This window comes from Sphingopyxis sp. MWB1 (assembly GCF_000763945.1).
GTDB lineage: Bacteria > Pseudomonadota > Alphaproteobacteria > Sphingomonadales > Sphingomonadaceae > Sphingopyxis.
Window position 1 is genome coordinate 1,825,346 of sequence record NZ_JQFJ01000002.1, and the last position, 17,629, is coordinate 1,842,974.

Annotated in this window: 17 protein-coding genes and 1 tRNA gene; 9 read left to right on the forward strand and 9 right to left on the reverse strand. The window is 63.2% G+C overall.

Annotated features, from left to right (window positions below; all coding sequences use genetic code 11):
* The first annotated feature begins 59 nt into the window (after positions 1-59).
* On the forward strand, positions 60-1,712 hold the full coding sequence (locus JV18_RS14695; RefSeq protein WP_052071858.1) for a DsbA family protein: 1,653 nt from the start codon (positions 60-62) through the stop codon (positions 1,710-1,712).
* Here the strand turns inward: JV18_RS14695 and JV18_RS0109130 are convergent, their stop codons facing one another.
* The 4 genes from JV18_RS0109130 to dapB are packed head-to-tail and all read right to left on the reverse strand — an operon-like array spanning position 1,713 to position 5,939.
* Entirely contained in the window at positions 1,713-3,317 is a 1,605-nt protein-coding gene (locus tag JV18_RS0109130) for a phytoene desaturase family protein (RefSeq protein WP_033074250.1), read from the reverse strand.
* The gene (locus JV18_RS0109135; RefSeq protein WP_033074251.1) at positions 3,314-4,534 is read right to left on the reverse strand and encodes an FAD-dependent oxidoreductase; all 1,221 of its coding nucleotides are present in this window, start codon (positions 4,532-4,534) and stop codon (positions 3,314-3,316) included. The genes JV18_RS0109130 and JV18_RS0109135 overlap by 4 nt, the downstream gene beginning before the upstream one ends.
* Positions 4,531-5,208, reverse strand: coding sequence for an endonuclease III (gene nth / locus JV18_RS0109140; protein ID WP_033074252.1), 678 nt, complete (start codon positions 5,206-5,208; stop codon positions 4,531-4,533). The genes JV18_RS0109135 and nth overlap by 4 nt, the downstream gene beginning before the upstream one ends.
* Positions 5,205-5,939 (reverse strand): 4-hydroxy-tetrahydrodipicolinate reductase, encoded by a 735-nt coding sequence (gene dapB, locus JV18_RS0109145; protein WP_033074253.1) that lies wholly within the window; start codon positions 5,937-5,939, stop codon positions 5,205-5,207. Before dapB ends, nth begins: the two co-directional genes overlap by 4 nt.
* A gap of 121 nt (positions 5,940-6,060) precedes the next feature.
* Here dapB and JV18_RS0109150 point away from each other — a divergent pair, with 121 nt between their 5' ends.
* Positions 6,061-6,765, forward strand: a complete 705-nt coding sequence (locus JV18_RS0109150; RefSeq protein ID WP_033075177.1) for an NAD-dependent deacylase — start codon at positions 6,061-6,063, stop codon at positions 6,763-6,765.
* A 162-nt stretch (positions 6,766-6,927) separates the two neighbouring features.
* Here JV18_RS0109150 and tadA read toward each other — a convergent pair whose 3' ends face one another.
* The gene (gene tadA, locus JV18_RS0109155; RefSeq protein WP_033074254.1) at positions 6,928-7,383 is read right to left on the reverse strand and encodes a tRNA adenosine(34) deaminase TadA; all 456 of its coding nucleotides are present in this window, start codon (positions 7,381-7,383) and stop codon (positions 6,928-6,930) included.
* 139 nt (positions 7,384-7,522) lie between these two features.
* Between tadA and rpmB the strand changes: the two genes are divergently transcribed.
* On the forward strand, positions 7,523-7,816 hold the full coding sequence (rpmB, locus tag JV18_RS0109160; RefSeq protein ID WP_033074255.1) for a 50S ribosomal protein L28: 294 nt from the start codon (positions 7,523-7,525) through the stop codon (positions 7,814-7,816).
* Between the two features lie 36 nt (positions 7,817-7,852).
* Here rpmB and JV18_RS0109165 read toward each other — a convergent pair whose 3' ends face one another.
* Positions 7,853-8,854, reverse strand: coding sequence for an esterase-like activity of phytase family protein (locus tag JV18_RS0109165; RefSeq protein ID WP_033074256.1), 1,002 nt, complete (start codon positions 8,852-8,854; stop codon positions 7,853-7,855).
* A gap of 167 nt (positions 8,855-9,021) precedes the next feature.
* Here JV18_RS0109165 and JV18_RS0109170 point away from each other — a divergent pair, with 167 nt between their 5' ends.
* From JV18_RS0109170 to JV18_RS0109185, 4 genes are all read left to right on the forward strand, one after another.
* Positions 9,022-9,426 (forward strand): glycine zipper 2TM domain-containing protein, encoded by a 405-nt coding sequence (locus JV18_RS0109170; protein ID WP_033075178.1) that lies wholly within the window; start codon positions 9,022-9,024, stop codon positions 9,424-9,426.
* A gap of 183 nt (positions 9,427-9,609) precedes the next feature.
* Positions 9,610-10,701 (forward strand): Ppx/GppA phosphatase family protein, encoded by a 1,092-nt coding sequence (locus tag JV18_RS0109175; RefSeq protein ID WP_033074257.1) that lies wholly within the window; start codon positions 9,610-9,612, stop codon positions 10,699-10,701.
* The gene (locus JV18_RS0109180; RefSeq protein WP_052071859.1) at positions 10,698-11,399 is read left to right on the forward strand and encodes an RlmE family RNA methyltransferase; all 702 of its coding nucleotides are present in this window, start codon (positions 10,698-10,700) and stop codon (positions 11,397-11,399) included. Before JV18_RS0109175 ends, JV18_RS0109180 begins: the two co-directional genes overlap by 4 nt.
* Positions 11,400-11,421: 22 nt before the next feature.
* On the forward strand, positions 11,422-12,897 hold the full coding sequence (locus JV18_RS0109185) for a S41 family peptidase (protein WP_033074258.1): 1,476 nt from the start codon (positions 11,422-11,424) through the stop codon (positions 12,895-12,897).
* Here JV18_RS0109185 and JV18_RS15050 read toward each other — a convergent pair.
* Together JV18_RS15050 and JV18_RS0109195 are read right to left on the reverse strand one after the other, a co-directional pair.
* Entirely contained in the window at positions 12,894-14,090 is a 1,197-nt protein-coding gene (locus JV18_RS15050) for an alpha/beta hydrolase (protein ID WP_160174190.1), read from the reverse strand. The two genes, JV18_RS0109185 and JV18_RS15050, sit on opposite strands and share 4 nt — an antisense overlap.
* A 334-nt stretch (positions 14,091-14,424) precedes the next feature.
* Positions 14,425-14,499, reverse strand: a tRNA-Gly gene (locus JV18_RS0109195).
* Between the two features lie 197 nt (positions 14,500-14,696).
* On the opposite strand from JV18_RS0109195, the gene JV18_RS0109200 reads away from it, so the two are divergent.
* Both JV18_RS0109200 and JV18_RS0109205 read left to right on the forward strand, forming a co-directional pair.
* Positions 14,697-15,608 carry a tetratricopeptide repeat protein gene (locus JV18_RS0109200; RefSeq protein WP_033074259.1) on the forward strand — a complete coding sequence of 304 codons (912 nt, stop codon included), beginning with the start codon at positions 14,697-14,699 and terminating at the stop codon, positions 15,606-15,608.
* A complete protein-coding gene (locus tag JV18_RS0109205) occupies positions 15,608-16,258 on the forward strand; it encodes an LON peptidase substrate-binding domain-containing protein (protein WP_033074260.1) in 651 nt (216 codons plus the stop codon). The genes JV18_RS0109200 and JV18_RS0109205 overlap by 1 nt, the downstream gene beginning before the upstream one ends.
* 15 nt (positions 16,259-16,273) lie before the next feature.
* Here JV18_RS0109205 and JV18_RS0109210 read toward each other — a convergent pair whose 3' ends face one another.
* Positions 16,274-17,503: an FAD-dependent monooxygenase gene (locus JV18_RS0109210; RefSeq protein WP_033074261.1), complete on the reverse strand. Its 1,230-nt coding sequence runs from the start codon at positions 17,501-17,503 to the stop codon at positions 16,274-16,276.
* Positions 17,504-17,629 lie beyond the last annotated feature (126 nt).

Below are 17,629 nucleotides of genomic sequence, written 5' to 3' on the forward strand. Positions count from 1 at the left end.
GGGATCAAATCCCCAAAGTCGAACCGCACCCGCATCCCGGGGATGCACAAGAGCATGATGTGACAGACCAAAAAGACGATTATTACCAGCCCTGGCTCCGCGACCCTGTGCCGCCGCGCGAGGAGCCGCCTGCCGCGCCCGCAGCGCGCCCCGACGAAGGACTTGCAAAGCCGCAAGATGTGCCGCCGGTCGGGCTCGACCTGTCCGGCTATTCGCGGCCTGATCAGCCGCAACGCCCCCCGATAATCGAGCGCGAGCGGGTGAAAGCGGGTGCGATCGGCGCAGCGCGTGCGATCCGCCGCGGCGCCGAAGCCTTTGCCGCCTGGACGATCGACGTGGGCGAACGCGCCGATATTCCGGCCCGGATCGAAGCCCTGGAAATTCCGCGCCGTTCGCGCGTCGCCGCAGCCCGCAGCGCAGCGCTCACCAAGGCCGCGGCCGCAGCCACCGCCCGCGGAACGGCGAAGGCGGCGCGCGCCAGCGGGGCCGCCAGCCGGAGCCTTTGGACGCGGATGGCGCTGCCCGAACACGTCGCCCGACTGTCCGAAAAGGCCGGCGTCAAAATCGGCAGTGCGGCCGAGAAAACACGCAGCGGATTGGGACAGGTCGCGCGCGATGCCCGTGAGGGATTGGGCGAAGCCGCCACCAAGCTGCGCCCCGCTGCGCCCGAAGAGCCCGTGCCACCGCCGTCGGGGCTGGAACAATTGCTCGCGCGCGAGGCCGCCGAGGCGCGTGAGGCCGAATTGGCGCGGGCGCCCGACCTGCCGCTTTTCGCGAGCGACCTTCCCCCCGCTGCCCCTGCCACGCCTGCCACCCCGGCGGGCGGCGCGGAAAATGGGGCAGGCGGAGCCGAAAGCTTCGCGCACAACGCAGGCAGCGAAAGCGCCGCGGCCTCTTCCGCCGCCTCCCACCCCTCACCGGCCAAGCCCGCCCCCATGGTGCCGCCCTATCGCCGCACAACCAATGAAGGAATTTCCATGCCCGCATTTTCGACGCGCACATGGGCGCTGGGTGGTGGGGCGCTGTTATTACTGCTCATCTTCGCTTTCTGGATGGGCGGGCGTTTTGGCGGGGGCATGAGCCGCGGCGAGGTGGAGACCATCGTCAGCGAATATATCACCGCCAATCCCGAGATTATCCCGGCAGCGCTCGAAGCCCAGCGCGACAAGGAGATGGCGCGCGCCATCGACGCGATTCGCCCGGCGCTGGAGAAACCCTATGCCGGGGCCTGGGCAGGCAATGCCGATGGCGATGTCACGCTGGTCGTCTTTACCGATTATGCCTGCGGTTTTTGCCGTGCGAGCGTTCCCGACGTCGACCGGCTGGTGCGCGAGGACAAAAGGCTGAAAGTCGTCTTCCGCGAACTGCCGATCATTTCGCCGCAAAGCCGCGATGCTGCGCTGATGGCGCTCGCCGCCGCGCGGCAGGGCAAATATGATGCCTTCCACCATGCGATGTTCGCAGCGGGGTCGCTCGACAAAAGCGCCATCGCCGCCGCCGCCAAGCGCGCCGGGGTGGTCACCGACGGCAGCGGCGATGCCACAGCCAATGAAGCGCTGTTCCAGCGCGAACTCGACAGCAATCTGGCGATTGCCACCCAGTTGCAATTGAATGCCACCCCCACCTGGGTCGTCGGCGGCCAGATATTGCAGGGACAGGTTGGCTATGACGCGCTGCGCCGCGCGGTGGCGGAGGCGCGCGCCGACGGCTGATCAGCGCCAGCGCGGCGCGAACAGGCCGCGGTCGCGCAGGATCACCGCGGCGGCATTATGCCCCGGCGCGCCGGTGACGCCGCCGCCGGGGTGGGTGCCCGCGCCGCACATGTAAAGCCCCTTCACCGGCCCGCGATAGCTGCCATGTCCAAGGATCGGCCGCGCCGACCAGAGCTGATCGAGCGTCATATGCCCATGCATGATGTCGCCCCCGATCAGGCCGAATTTGCGTTCCAGCCCCTTGGGGCTGAGGCATGACCGGCCGATGATGCTCGCGCGAAAGCCGGGGGCATAATGTTCGACCGTGTCAATGATGGTATCGGCGGCGGCCTCCTCTTCCTTGTCCCAGTCCCGGCCATCGGGCAGTTCGGGGGCGAATTGCTGGCAGAAAAGGCTCGCGACATGAGCGCCCGGCGGAGCAAGGCTGTCGTCGACGGTCGAGGGGATGAGCATTTCGACGATTGGCGCCCGCGACCAGCCATGGCGCTTTGCATCGAGAAAGGCGCGGTCCATATAGGCGAGCGTTGGCGCGATGATGATCCCCGACTGATGATGTTCGCCCGGCTCGGGCAGGCACGTGAAGCGCGGCAGGTCGCTGAGCGCGACATTCATGCGGAAGGTGCCGCTACCGGCCCTGTATCCCTTCATCCGCCGCACAAAATCGTCGGGCAAGTCGGCGGGGTCCATCAACCGGTCGTAGAGCAGCCGGGGACCGACATTGGCGACGATGTGCTTTGCTGCAATTTCCTCACCACCGACAAGCTTTACTCCGACCGCCTTCCCATCATCGACGAGCACGCTGGAAACCGGGCTTTCAAGGCTGATCTCGACGCCATGGTCGTAGCAGACCCGCGCCATGATTTCGGTGATGCGTCCCATGCCGCCGACACTGTGGCCCCAGGCGCCCTTCTTGCCATTCACTTCGCCAAAGACATGGTGGAGGAGGACATAGGCGCTGCCGGGCGTGTCGGGACTCGCATAATTGCCGACCACCGCGTCAAAACCGAAAGCGGCCTTGACCGCCTCGCTTTCGAACCAGCCGTCCAGCATCGCGCTCGCCGATTTGGTGAAGAGATCGAGCACATCGCGCTGCCCCTCGACGCTTAGCCGCGCAAAGCGCCGCCCCTGCCGCGTCCCGTCGAACAGGGTGTGCAGCCCCTCGCCGACATTGGGGGGCGCGCGAAGGGCCAGATCGCGCAGCAGGTCGGCGACATTTTCGAGCGCATCATAATAGGCAGGCAGCGCATCGGCATCCCGCGCGCTGAATTTGCGAAATTCCGCCTGCGTGCGCTCGACCCCGCCGCCGAGTTTCAGATAGCGGCCATCCGGCTGGGGCAGGAAATTGCTGATCGGCCGTTCGATCACGCGATAGCCATGATCGGCAAGCCGCATGTCGGCGATGACCTTTGGCTGCAGCAGGCTGACGGTATAGCTGGCGGTCGAATTGCGGAAGCCGGGCGCAAATTCCTCGGTCACCGCGGCCCCGCCGACGACGTCGCGCGCCTCGACAATGCGGACCTTCAACCCGGCGCGCGCGAGATAAAAGGCGCAGACGAGGCCATTATGCCCCGCCCCGATGATCAGTGCATCATAGCGGCGCGTCACGCCGGCGGCCCGGCGCGCGGCGATTCGACATGCTGGCGCCCGAAGCCTAGCCCGATGATCCGGCCGGGCACGCGGCGCAGCAGCGGCAGCCGGTCGAGCAGCCGCAGCGCGAACGGCGCGCGCGTCACCTCGCCGCGCAGCATCGGCTCGATCACGCGGCGGTGCGCGGCGCGTTGCAGCGCCTGAATCCGCACCGTCGGCGTCCAGCGGCGCGCCTGAACATCGGCGAGCAGCGGATCGGGATTGTGCCCCTCGGCCAGCGGCGCAGCGAGGATATTGGCGGCGGCCACCGCATCCTGCACCGCCAGATTGACGCCGACCCCGGCCACGGGCGACATGGCATGGGCGGCATCGCCAATCGCCAGCAGGCCGGGCCGGTGCCACTTGGTCAACCGGTCGAGCGCGACCGACAGGAGTTTGACTTCATCAAAGCTCTGGATCGCACCGATACTGTCTGCCAGCGCGGGCGTGATCGCTGCCACCTCGCGGCGGAACAGGTCGATGCCGCGTGCGCGCACGGCTTCGATCGTCCCTTTTTCAATGAGCTTGGCACATTGCCAATAATCGCCGCGCGGAATGGCGATGACCATGCCGTCGGGCCCGATGGAACCCAGCGGAACTTCCTGAAGCGCCTTGCCCGCGGGGCGGGGAATACGGAACCACAGCACGTCCATTGGCGCGCCCAGATCTTCAAGCGGCAACGCCGCCGCTTCACGAATCACCGATCGCCGCCCATCAGCCGCAATCACCAGCCGCGCCTCCAGCGCCTCTCCGCTCGCCAGCCGGACGCCGCTGACGCGGCCTTGTTCATCGAAAAGCGGCGCACTTGCCTCCGTCTCCATCCGCAGGTCGAAACCGGGAAAGGCGCGCGCCTGCTGCGCGACGAAATCGAGAAAATCCCATTGCGGCATCATCGCGATAAAGGGGGCGGCAACGGGCAGGTGGCGCAGGCTCGCGACGCGATAGGATCGCCCCATGACATCGACCGACGCCATGTCGATCCGGGCGTGGGGCCGGGTCAGAAATTCATCGAGCAGCCCCAGTTCGTGGAACAGCTCCATGGTTGCGGGATGAATGGTGTCGCCGCGAAAGTCGCGCAGAAAGTCGCGATGCTTTTCAAGCACAGTCACGCGCAGCCCGGCGCGCGCGAGAAGAAAGCCGCAAACCATCCCGGCGGGCCCGCCGCCCACAATGATAACAGGGCGGCGATCGGTCATGCAGCGATGCTCCTTTTGTTTTTGGACGCCCGCGGTTTCGGGGCCTCGGTCTTGGGCTTGAAGCGGCAGAGGTCCGCCACGGGACAGCGCCAGCATTCAGGCGTGCGCGCCTTGCAGATATAGCGGCCGTGGAGGATCAGCCAATGATGCGCGCCGACGCGAAAAGGCGCGGGCGTGTCCTTTTCGAGGCGTTTCTCGACCGCGAGCACCGTCTTGCCGGGCGCGAGACCCGTGCGGTTTCCGACGCGGAAAATATGGGTGTCGACCGCGAAGGTCTCGGCGCCAAAGGCGCAGTTCATCACGACATTGGCGGTCTTGCGCCCGACCCCCGGCAGTTCGACCAGTGCGTCGCGGTCGGCGGGCACTTCGCCGCCATGGTCGCACACCAATATTTGGGACAAGGCGATCACATTCTTTGCCTTGGCATTGAAGAGGCCGATGGTCTTGATATGCTCCTTGAGCCCCGCCTCGCCGAGGTCGAGCATCTGCTGCGGCGTCTTGACGCTTTCGAACAGGCGGCGCGTCGCCTTGTTCACCCCGACATCGGTCGCCTGCGCCGACAGCACGACGGCGACGAGAAGCTGATAATGATTGCCAAAGGCCAGTTCGGTCTCCGGCGCCGGGTTCAATTCGGCAAGGCGCCGGTAAAATTCGAAAATATCGGCTTTTTTCACGCTTCACCCAGGCCGAGAACCTGCGGCATGGTGTAGCGCCCCGGCTTCTGGTGGAGCAACCACAGCGCCGCGCGGACGGCGCCGCGCGCGAAAATCATGCGATTTTCGGCGCGGTGCGACAGGGTGAGAATTTCCTCTGGTCCGGCGAAAATCACGTCATGGTCGCCCGCAACCGTGCCGCCGCGCAGGCTGGCAAAGCCGATTTTCCCATGACCGCGCGCGCCGGTCACCCCGTCGCGGCCCCGCTCCGAACAATCGCCAAGGTCGATACCGCGTCCCTCTGCCGCCGCCTGTCCCAAGAGCAAGGCGGTGCCGCTGGGCGCATCGACTTTCATCCGGTGGTGCATTTCGACAATTTCGATATCGAAAGCCGGGTCGAGCCGCGCCGCCGCCTCGCGCACCAGATGCGCGAGCAGGGTCACCCCCAGCGAGGTATTGCCGGTTTGCAGCACGGCGATATCGGCGGCGGCATCGTCGATCAGATAATGGTGGCGCTCCTCCAGCCCGGTGGTGCCGATGACAATGGGGCGCCCCTGCGCGACGCAGGCGTCGAGCGTTTGCTCCAGCGCGGCTGGTGAGGAGAAATCCACGAGGACATTGGCTTCTTTTGCCAGTGCGCCGACATCGCCGTCCTTGTCGACGCCGCAATGGCCGTGACCCGCCTCTGCGGCTGCCGCGGCCAGCGCAACGCCCATCCGCCCCTGGCTGCCGACAATTCCGATGCTGGTCATAATGGATCCCCTGTGCTTTCGCTTTCCCCTTAGCGCCCCCGGCCACGCGAAGTCGAGACGCCAACCCCCGGAAAATCGCGGGGCGCTCGACTCTGCACCGGCACCTATCTATCTGGCCTTCATGAGCGTCTTTCAGAATATTGTTGTCCTGACCGGTGCGGGCATATCGGCGGAAAGCGGAATCGATACGTTTCGCGGCGGCGGCGGTTTATGGGAACAGCACCGCGTCGAGGATGTCGCGACCCCCGAGGCCTTTGCCCGCGACCCCGATCTGGTGCTGCGCTTTTACGACGAACGACGCGCCGCCATTCAGACCAAGGCGCCCAATGCCGCGCATGAAGCGCTCGCCCGGCTCGATGCCCGATGGGCGGGCGAATTGCTGATCGTTACCCAAAATGTCGATGATCTGCACGAACGCGCGGGGACCAAGCGGCTTGTCCATATGCATGGCGAGCAATTAAGCGCCTGGTGCACCGCCTGCGACCAGCGCAGCCGCTGGACAGGATCGCTCATCGACCGGCCCGCCTGCCCGGCGTGCGGCATGGTCGGATATTTGCGCCCCGACATCGTCTGGTTCGGTGAGATGCCCTATCATATGGATGATATTTACCGGGCGCTGAACCGCGCCGACCTGTTCGTGTCGATCGGAACCTCCGGCGCCGTATACCCCGCCGCAGGCTTTGTTCGCGAAGCGCGGCAGGCGGGCGCGCGCACGCTGGAACTGAATCTGGAGCCCAGCGAAGGCAGCTATTGGTTTGCCGAAAGCCGGCACGGGCGCGCGACCACCCTGGTTCCGCAATGGGTTGACCAGATGCTGGGCGACTGACGCGGCTGGGGTGGCAGGGGGGGGATCCTTTCGCGGCCTTCACCTACAGCCTCTCGTCATCCCGGACTTGATCCGGGATCCACGACTTCGGCGCGGCTATGGATCCCGGATCAAGTCCGGGATGACGATTATATGGGAAGGACCGATTGTGGGGGCACGGGATTAGCGCCGCGCGGCAAAAAAATCCTTCAGCAGCGCCGCCGCCTCGCGCGCGCCGATGCCGTCGAAAATCTCCGGACGGTGATGAATGGTCGGCTGCGAAAAAAGGCGCGGGCCATGTGTGACGCCGCCACCCTTGGGATCGTCCGCGCCATAATAGAGCCGCGCAATGCGGGCATGGGCGATGGCACCCGCGCACATGGCACAGGGTTCAAGCGTCACATAAAGGTCGCAGCCGTCGAGCCGCTCATTGCCCATTTTCGCTGCTGCCGCGCGAATCGCGACCAGTTCGGCATGGGCGGTTGGATCATGTGATTCGCGGGGGCGATTATGTCCCTCGGCGATAATCTGCCCATCCTTGACCACCACAGCGCCCACCGGAACCTCGCCCCATTCGGCAGCGATTCGAGCGAGATCGAGCGCGCGGCGCATCGGTTCGGGAAGCGGAAAACCAGCCATGCCTTCCCCGCTAGTCCCTTGACGAATCCTCGGCAAGCCGATAAGCGCGCGCCTTTCCCGGCCCATCCGGACCAGCCTCCTCCTGATTCACGGGGAGCACTCGGACGCCGAACCGAATTTTTGAACGAGGAAGAGCATCATGTCGCGCATTTGCGAACTGACCGGCAAGGGCCGCCAGGTGGGCAATAATGTCAGCCACGCCAACAACAAGACGAAGCGCACCTTTCTGCCCAACCTGCAGAATGTGACGCTACTGTCCGATGCGCTGGGCAAGGGCGTGAAGCTGCGCGTTTCGACGCACGGCCTGCGTTCGGTCGAACATAATGGCGGCCTCGACAACTGGCTGATGAAAACCAGCGACACCCAGCTGTCGACGAATGCGCGCAAGGTAAAGAAGGAAGTGGCGAAGAAGCTGGCCGAAAACGCCGCTTAAGCCTCTTTTTTTCGACGATCAAAAAAGGCGGCCCGTTTACGGCGCCGCCTTTTTTCTGTGCTCGCGCGGCGGAAGCTTGAGGGCGAACTGAACAAGCAGGCTGCGCTGCCAGCTTTGAAAATTATTGTCCGAGACCAGCCATAAATCGAGGCGCGTGCCGTCTCCCGTAACCGCCGCGCCCTCGTAATTTTCGGCAAGTGCGCGGGGGACACGCCCTATCCCGCGCGAACGCACTACGGCATCGGGCGCGATATCGGCAGGATCGAGCAAGGCGACATAGGTGGTGAAAATCGGGTGGAAGCCGAGCCGGCGGTGAATAAGAAGCACTCGTCCGTCGGGGAGAGCCGCCGCGTCGCTGACCGCTCCCTTGCCCCGGGCATCATAGAAGAAGCGAATGGCCTTGCTTGTCTTTTCCGCCGGGTCGCCTTGAAAGAGCAAGGCTTCGACCCCGCGCGGATCCTTGTCCGCGCCTTCCGAAATGACGACCGTGCGGCCATCCGTCAGACGCGCCAGTGCTTCGGGACCGCGATTGCCCGGCCAGCGCGCGCCGGGTAACTTGCGGCGTGCCTCGATACGCGACAAGGCAGGGTTGAGCCGCCAGATTTCATTGCGCCCCTCCAGCGCGACCCAGCTTCGCTTGCTATTTGCGTCAAGGGCGACGGCCTCGACATCAGCCTGCGATTTCCGGTACGCCGGCCCGTCAGGAGAGGGGAGCGGGGCGATATGAAAGCCGGAGATTTGTCCGTTCGGCGCAAAGGAGAAACGAACGCGGTGGCCATTATCGCTGACGAGCAGGAAGTGTGCATCTTTTTCCACGGCCAATCCTGAAAAACCGCCGAAGCGGCTGTGCGGACTGATCAGTTCCCACCCTTTGACGAAATGAAGACCGCCCCCTTCCTCTTCGGCGGCCTTGTCGAGCGCACCCAAGGAGCGCAGCGTCATCGCCTGAACAAAATTATCCTGGGGGAAGCGATAAGCCCGCAACGGCCCAGGGCCAAGGATCAGCCATATCGCCAGAGCCAGAAAAATACGTCGCATTCGCACGGCGATAGGCGGGAAGCGCGCGCACAGGCAAGCCTAAGCCTTCCACCAATATTAACCACAGCCAACCGGCGCGTTCAGCAAAGGCTCAATCCGAATCGCTCACAACACCCCTATCGCGCCGATGCCCAGCTCAAAGGCGGACGACGCAAAGGAGAATGATGATGCCGAAGACCGTAACTCTCTCACTTGCCGCCCTGATGTCGAGTGCGACATTGGGACTGGCTGCCCCCGCTGCCGCCCACGACCGCTATGACAGCCGCGACAGCTATTCGACCTATTATGCCGGATATGATGATCGTGACGATCGCCGTTACGACCGGTATGACCGCCGCTATGATCGGCGTGATAATCGCCGGGATCGCCGAAGCGACCGCCGCTATTATCGCAATGACTATCGGCAATGCGACAAGGGAACCGGCGGCACGGTGATCGGCGCGATTGCCGGCGGCCTCGCTGGCCATGAAATTGCCGGTCGCGGCGACAAGACGGTCGGCACCATTATTGGCGGTGCAGTGGGGGCCGTGGCAGGCCGCGCCATCGACAGGGGCAATGACGGCTGCCGCTGATAACAGCCGGTCGCTAAAACAGCCCATTACTCCATGGGATTTCCTTTCCCGCCCGGCCCGACCAGCCGGGCGGTTTTGTGTCCGGGGGTTCCGCCTTGCCATTGGCGGCCACCAAGCCTAGGCTTGATCCAAGTGCTCGTTCGTTTTTCTCGAACGCGTGTATATGGACAGGTTATAATAGCCATGCGGCAAATGGCAGCGCCAACAGGGCGACCGCCGCGGCCCGGACCGACGGCGGCAAGACGAAGCGGGTCTGTCAGCGCTTTTCGCGCGCGGCCCGCACAGCGAACACGCAATTATGGAGCCATCGACCTTGGCACCAACAATTGCAGATTGCTCATCGCGCGCGCCGAGGGCGCCGAATTAATTGTAATCGACGCCTTTTCTCGCATCGTCCGCCTGGGCGAAGGCTTGCACGGCAGCGGGCGGATCAGCGAAGCAGCGATGGATCGCACCGTGGCCGCGCTGGCGATATGTGCCGACAAATTGCGTCGGCGCCACGTCACCCTGTCGCGCGCGGTGGCGACCGAAGCCTGCCGCCGCGCCGCCAACAGCGCCGAACTGGCAGAGCGGGTGCGGCAGGAAACGGGCATTGCCCTCGACATCATTTCAGCTGCGGAAGAGGCGCGCCTCGCGGTGCTGGGCTGTCACAATCTGATGGAGCCCGGCGACGGCCCGGCTCTGATCTTCGACATCGGCGGCGGATCGACCGAATTGATGCATGTCGACATCAGCGAACAAAATGTCGATATCCGCGACTGGATCAGCGTGCCCTGGGGCGTGGTCTCGCTGACCGAACATGCCGCGCCAAGCGAGGACAGTCTGGATGCGCGGCGCGCCAGCTATGCGCATATGCGGGAAGTAACACGCGCTGCCTTCGCCGAATTCGCCGGCCGCGTTGCGCGCTTTTCCGGCGACGGATTGCGCCTTCTGGGGACAAGCGGAACCGTGACCACCCTGGCCAGCGTGTTCCTGGACCTGCCGCGATATGACCGACGCGCTGTCGATGGGCTGATCGTTCCCGCCCCCGCCATGCGCGATATCAGCCGCCGTCTGGCAGAGGCCAGCCTGATCGATCGCGCCGGAATCGCCTGTATCGGGCGCGAACGCGCCGATCTGGTCGTGGCGGGCTGCGCCATTCTTGAAACCATCATCGACCTGTGGCCGGCCGCTCGGGTCGGCGTCGCGGATCGCGGCATCCGCGAGGGGATTTTGCGCTCCCTCGCCATGGCCGGACGCGACATTCCCATCACGCGGCGCAATTTTCGGATATGAGTGGAAACAAGAAAAAGGGCGGCAGCACCCCGCGCGGCGGGCTGCATGTCCGCGTCAAAACCGCCAAGAAGCGTTCGATATCGTCGACCCGTTGGCTCCAACGGCAGCTCAACGATCCCTATGTGCGCCGGGCGCAGGCCGAAGGATATCGTTCGCGCGCGGCTTATAAGCTGATCGAGCTCGACGAAAAATTCTCCTTCCTAAAAAAAGCGCGCGCGGTGGTCGATTTGGGCATCACCCCTGGGGGCTGGTCGCAAGTGGTCCGAAAAACCAACCCTCGCGCGCAGGTCGCGGGCATCGACCTGCTGGCCTGCGAACCGATCGACGGGGTGACCATATTGGAAATGGATTTCATGGACGATACTGCCCCCGATGCGCTGATCGAAGCGCTGGGGACGCGGCCCGACCTTGTCCTGTCCGATATGGCGGCAAACACCGTCGGCCATCCGCAAACCGACCATCTGCGTACCATTGCCCTCGCCGAAACCGCCGCCGATTTTGCGGTGCAGAATCTCCAGCCCGGCGGAAGTTTTGTCGCCAAGGTTTTTGCAGGCGGCGCGGACCGTGAACTGTTGACGCTGCTCAAGCGGCACTTCACAACCGTCAAACATGCCAAGCCCCCGGCCAGCCGAAAAGGGTCGCCCGAACTTTATGTGATCGCACAGGGGTTCAAGGAAGCGGTAGCCAAGGGCGATTGATGAAATACGCACGGGGAGCGTTATGACCAGTCAATCGAAGTCCGCCGTTGCCGCCGTCACTCTTGCCGCCCTGCTGCTCGCGTCGTGCGGAGGAGGCGGAGGCGAAGCCAGCGCAGGTCCCCCCATCGGGGGAACGCCAACGCCATCACCTACGCCGACGCCTACTCCCACACCGACCTGCTCGCTCGCCGCGCGCCAGGCCTTTGCCAAGGCGGTGATCGACGAATGGTATCTCTTTCCGGCCGACGTCACCAATGGCGTCAATGGCGCGCAATATAGCGATGTCCAATCCTATATCGACGCCTTGGTCGCGCCCGCGCGCTTGCAGGGCAAGGATCGTGATTTCACCTACATCACCTCGATCGCCGAGGAAAATGCCTATTATAGCCGCGGATCGAGCGCGGGTTTCGGGGTCCGCATGGCCTATGACCCCGGCGAGCAGGTGATCGTCATCGCCGAGGCTTATGAAAGCGCGCCAGGCCTCGCTGCGGGCATTGATCGCGGCACACGGATCGAGGCGATCGGCACGAACAGCGGCAATATGCGCAGCGTCGCCGATATTGTCGCGAGCGAAGGAACCGCGGGGCTGACTGCGGCGCTCGGCCCCAGCGAAGCGGGAGTCAGCCGGATGCTGCGTATCCGCGATGCCGCGGGCACCCGCAATGTCAGCGTTACCAAGGCCGAATATAGCCTCGACCCGATATCGGATCGCTATGGCGCCAAGGTGATCAGCGAAGGCGGGCGCGACTATGGCTATATCAACCTGCGCAGCTTCATCTCCTCCGCCAATGACCAGCTGCGCGCCGCTTTCCTCGATTTTCACAACCGGGGCATCACCGAGATCATCGTCGATTTCCGCTATAATGGTGGGGGGCTGGTTTCGACGGCCGAGTTGATGGGCGATTTGCTGGGCCGCAACCGGCATGGCAGCGATCTTTTCTCGCAAACCAATTTCCGCCCGTCGAAGGCGGCAGAGAACAGCCGCCACTTCTTCAACCCGCAACCCGAATCCATCGCCCCGACGCGCATCGCCTTTATCGGCACCGGATCGACCGCCTCGGCAAGCGAGCTGGTGATCAATTCGATGCTGCCCTATCTCGGCACCAATATGACGCTGGTCGGCAGCAACACCTTTGGCAAACCCGTCGGTCAGGTGGCGCTCGACAAGGCATCGTGCGACGACCGGATGCGGGTGGTGGCCTTTGCCACGGGAAATTCCGCAGGGCAGAGCGATTATTATAAGGGCCTGGCGCCGAAAATTTCCAACAGCTGCGCCGCCAGCGACGATCTGGGCCTGCCGCTCGGCGATCCGCGCGAAGCATCGGTCCGCACCGCCATTGATTTCCTTGCCGGTCGAAGCTGCGTCGCGCGCATTTCGGAAGCGGGAACCCGGACCGCTTCGACACGGGGCGCGGCCTCGGCCGGGCCAGCCGTGCCCGCGCTGTTAAGCGTCGCCAATCCGACCACCGCCCAGCGCGAGCTTCCGGGGTTGTTTTAAGGGCGAGGGGGCGGCAGGCGCTGCGATACCCAGGTAAATGCCTCGTCGAAGCTTTCCGGTACGGTCAATTGGTGAACGGTATGCGGATATACATCCTCCAAACCCTCAATAAGCTGCCAATCTACAGCGCGTCCTTCGGCCCGGAATTTGTCGACCATGCGTCGGCTATACCTCTCTAGCGTGGCTTGGTCATTCGGGGCCTGAATCACGATGAGGGGCACATTGGGCTCGCGATTTTCTGGGTCCTGGTAGCGAATCATCGCGTCGATCATGGGACGAAAATCCTCAACATCGGCATCGATCAGATCCCCAAGATTACCCGACCACCCATCGGCTTGTCGTAAGCCACTGACACAGCGCTCATCTACCAACGCATATCGTTTCTTTCCTTCTTCCGATAAGAGAGGAGGAATATCGACCGTAGGGTCGACGACTTCCACGCCCTTCATCATCAAGGCGCCAAAAGCGCTCACCTGACTTTCTGGATTGGCCAAAGCTTCTTCGGTTTGCTCACTAAGATAGGCAGCCGGAGCAATTGCAACCGCGCCCACCAAATCATATTCGGGCGCATAGTCTTGGGCCATTTCCGCAACATAGACGCTGGTCTGGCCGCCCTGTGAATGCCCCATAACAAGCCATTGCTGAGTGTAACGATGTGGGGATAAGCGACGCGTTGCACGTACCGCGTCAATCACGTTTTTGGCCGCCACTTCGCCGATCAGATAAGGATGAAGATCGCTCGCCTTCTGCTCTTGAGGTGCAATACCCAACCCTTGGTAGTCGCTCTGAACAACCGCATATCCGCGCTCCACCCAGCGGTTGAGGGTATCACGCATAAGGGAGACATATCGACGCTCGCTATATCGGATACCGTTCAGCGAAGGCGCGCAGTGGGGAGCCGCCCCAACGGTGCCATGAGCCCAGGCTATAATGGGGACCGCCGCTGCCCGTTGCGGAACCGCAAGGGTGGCCGTGACGGCTATTTTCTGGCGGTTCACGTCTTCCGAAACATATTGAATAAGATAATTATAGTCAGCCTTGGTCAGGCGCGCTTCGCTGTTCCGAGGCAAGAACTCAGCGCATAAAATCTGACCCACGCTTGCCTGAGGTGGAATGTCGCGCTTAACAGAGCAATCAGCCTTCTCCTCGGTGGGGGTTGAAACAGAAGCAGGCACTTCCCGCGCCTGTAGCATCTCAACACCCCCCAACACTATAACGGCACAAATGCCCAACCCCGTGGCACACCGATACAACATCGCGTCACCTTCCCTGTTCTCAGCAATCCGTCACGTGAAAAACCTTTCCCGACAACCGATGTCGGCGACCGTTTTCCTTGGTTTCAGGCCCTATTTAACCGAAACATAGAGGGAGATCGGTGTTTGATTCATCTATTATGGAGCGTCTTCCTCACAGCGCGGATTTGTCACCTTCCAAAGCAGCGGTTGCGGACATATGAGCGCTCTACAAGCCGAGCGGTCGGAAGGCCTATGGACTTTCCGGTAACGACGCATATCGGATCAAGAAAACTGGAGCGGGCGAAGGGATTCGAACCCTCGACCCCAACCTTGGCAAGGTTGTGCTCTACCCCTGAGCTACGCCCGCTCTGGCGGCTGGCAACCTGTGGTGCCAGCGGGTGAGGCGGGCGATTAGCACCGGCTTTGCGCCTCGGCAAGCCCCTTCATGCTTTTCCTGTGCGATATTGTCGAAGGGTTGGCATATCGCACATAATTCCCACATAGACGGGTAAGCCAATAACCGCGCGCCGCCGCGGCTCATCAGATAGCAAGGAGCAATTCCCCGTGGCTACATTGGGTCTGAACCCCGCCGAAAAGGAAGCCGTCGAAGCCTTTCGTCGCGACGTCGTCGAACCATCTATGTCGAAACTGGTGATATTGGATTTCTGGGCGGAATGGTGCGGACCGTGCAAGCAATTGGCCCCGGTGCTCGAAAAAGTCGCAGCCGAATATGCCGACAAGGGCGTCGTGCTGGCCAAGGTCGACGTCGACGCCAATGGTTTTATCGCCAGCCAGTTTCAGGTCCAGTCGATCCCGACCGTCTATGCCATTTTCCAGGGGCAGCCGGTTGCGAACCTGACCAATGCACGCAGCGAAAGCCAGTTGAAGTCGATGCTCGACCAATTGCTGGCTCAGCTTCCGGTGGAAAGCGAAGCGAAAGATCTGGCTGTCGAGATTGCCCCGCTGATCGAAATGGGCGAATCGGTTTTGGCCGAAGACGACGGACCGCGTGCGGCGGGCATTTTCCAACAAATATTGCAGATGGCCCCCGATAATGCGGCGGCGCACAGCGGCCTGATTCGTGCTCTGCTGATCGCCGGGGAAACAGAAGCCGCTCAGGCCGCGCTGGATGCGGTCCCGGCCGAACTTGCCGATGATGCCGCTATCGCGCAGGCAAAGAGCGCGCTGGCCCTTGCCGCAGACCGCCCTGATGACGGCGCTCTGGCCGAACTGGAAGCAGCCCTTGCCGCTGCGCCCGAGGATCATCAGCGCCGTTATGACTTGGCGGTCGCGCAAATCGGGGCGGGGCAGCGCGATGTCGCGGCCGATAATCTGCTCCACATCATTGCGGCAGATCGCGAGTGGAATGAGGGGGCTGCGCGCACGAAACTGCTCGAATTATTCGAAGCGGTAGGTTTGGAAGACGCGTGGGTCGCGGCACAGCGTCGCCGCCTGTCGCTCATTTTGTTCGGCTGATGCGAGAGACCGCGCGCCTGACCATTCAGCGAATCGCGATTTTCCCGCTGCCCGGCGCCTTGCTGTTTCCGGGCTTGCACCTGCCGCTGCATATTTTTGAACCGCGCTATTCGGCGATGGTGCAGGAAGTGCTGGCCCGCGACAGGCAGATCGGGATGATCCAGCCCCGCCAACTGCCAGGTGAGGAAGATCGCGAGCCCCCGGCTCTCTATGATGTTGGTTCGCTGGGCCGAATTGTCGATGTCGAAGCGTTGGACGAAGGCCGGTTTAATCTGGTGCTGGAAGGCGTCGCGCGGTTCCGCGTGCGCCGCGAACTGGATGTGACAACATCTTTCCGGCAGATTGAAGCGGAGATCGAAACGGACGAGGAAGAGAATGCGGTCCTAGCCAGCATCGAGCGCGCTAGCCTGGAGCGAGAAGCAAAGCGCTTTGCCGCGCGCCAAGGCTATATCGTGGATTGGGACTCGGTCGGCCAGTTGGACGATGCCACCCTGGTCAATGGAATAGCCCAGATCGCACCCTTTGACGCAGCAGCCAAACAGGCGCTGCTGGAAGCCAGTCCCCTGCACGCACGCGCGGAGTTGGTCGTGCAGATGATGCAGTTTTTCGGGCGCTTTGACACGGATGATGGACGCGCGACGCTACAATAGCGTCCCTGCCAAGAATCAGATCTCAGCCCCGGCAAGGAGGCGCGGCAGATCGCCAGATTCCCCACGCGCTTCGTCCATGAAAAAACGCTTGAGCGGCGGCATCTTCTGAACGGCGGTGAGCCCCGCGCGCCGCACGGCCGCTGCGCCGCGTCCGGGGATACCGAACAGGCGGGTGAGGCCATCGGTCGCGAGGCTGACCATCAGATTATCGAGCCCGCGCCAGCGTTGGTAGCGCGCCAGCAAAGCTGCATCACCCAGGTCAAGTCCATGGCGCGCGCCCTCAACCAGAACTTCGGTCAGGGCCGCCACGTCTCGCAGACCAAGGTTGAGTCCCTGCCCTGCGATAGGATGGATGCCGTGCGCCGCATCTCCTACCAATACGGCCCGATCCCCAACGATTCGCGCGCTGTGATGAAAGCCGAGTGGATAAGTCATGCGCGGGGCCGCCAATTGCATCGCCCCCAGCGCGCCGCCCGCGCGGCGTTCAAGCTCCGCGGTAAAACCGCGCTCACCCAGCTTGGCAAAACCCGGCCCATCTTTTTCGGACACCGTCCAGACAAAGGCCGAGCGATGGCGCCCCGCAGTATCATCGACGAGTGGCAACAAGGCGAACGGCCCGGAGGGGAAAAATATCTCATGCGCAATATGTTCATGCGGGCGGCTGTGCGTCACCGCACCGATCATCGCATGGTGATGATAGGACCAGTTGGCGATGGGAAAGCCCAGTTCCTCACGCGTTACCGATCGTCTTCCTTCGGCCACGATCAACAGAGGCGCGGCAAGCTGCGTCCCATCGGCCAACGACAGGTTGACACCATGCGCGTCGATCTGGCGCTCGATCACCCGGGCCGGCGCGAAAAGCCGGGCATGAGAAGCATCGGCGAGCGCGGCAGCGAGCGCGTGGCGAAGCTGGCGATTCTCCACCATCCTACCCAGCGCCGGCGCTTCTTCCGGTGCAATGAAATCCAAATCGCCGCCCTGGCCGGCATCGCTGACTTTGATCGCACGGATCGGACAAGCATAAGGTGCCAGACGTTCGGCCAGACCCAAAACGTCGAACATGCGCCACACGGCGCTGGCAATGGCCGAAGCCCGGCCATCGAAGTCGGGCGCGATGGTCGCGACGGGGTCAGCGGGATCGACAATATGCGCCGACAAACCATGGCGGGAAAGCGCGATAGCCAACGCCTGGCCGACAAGGCCGCCGCCGGAAATGAGGACATCGCTGCGAAGGGGCTGGGTCATGGCTCCGCTCTACTGTCCTGCGCCGCGCTTGGAAAGGCCGAGAGCAGGCGGCACCATTCGGCCCCTGCTTGACGGCGAGTCCACCCCATGCGCATATCCGCGCTGGTTAATAAAGGGGAATGCATC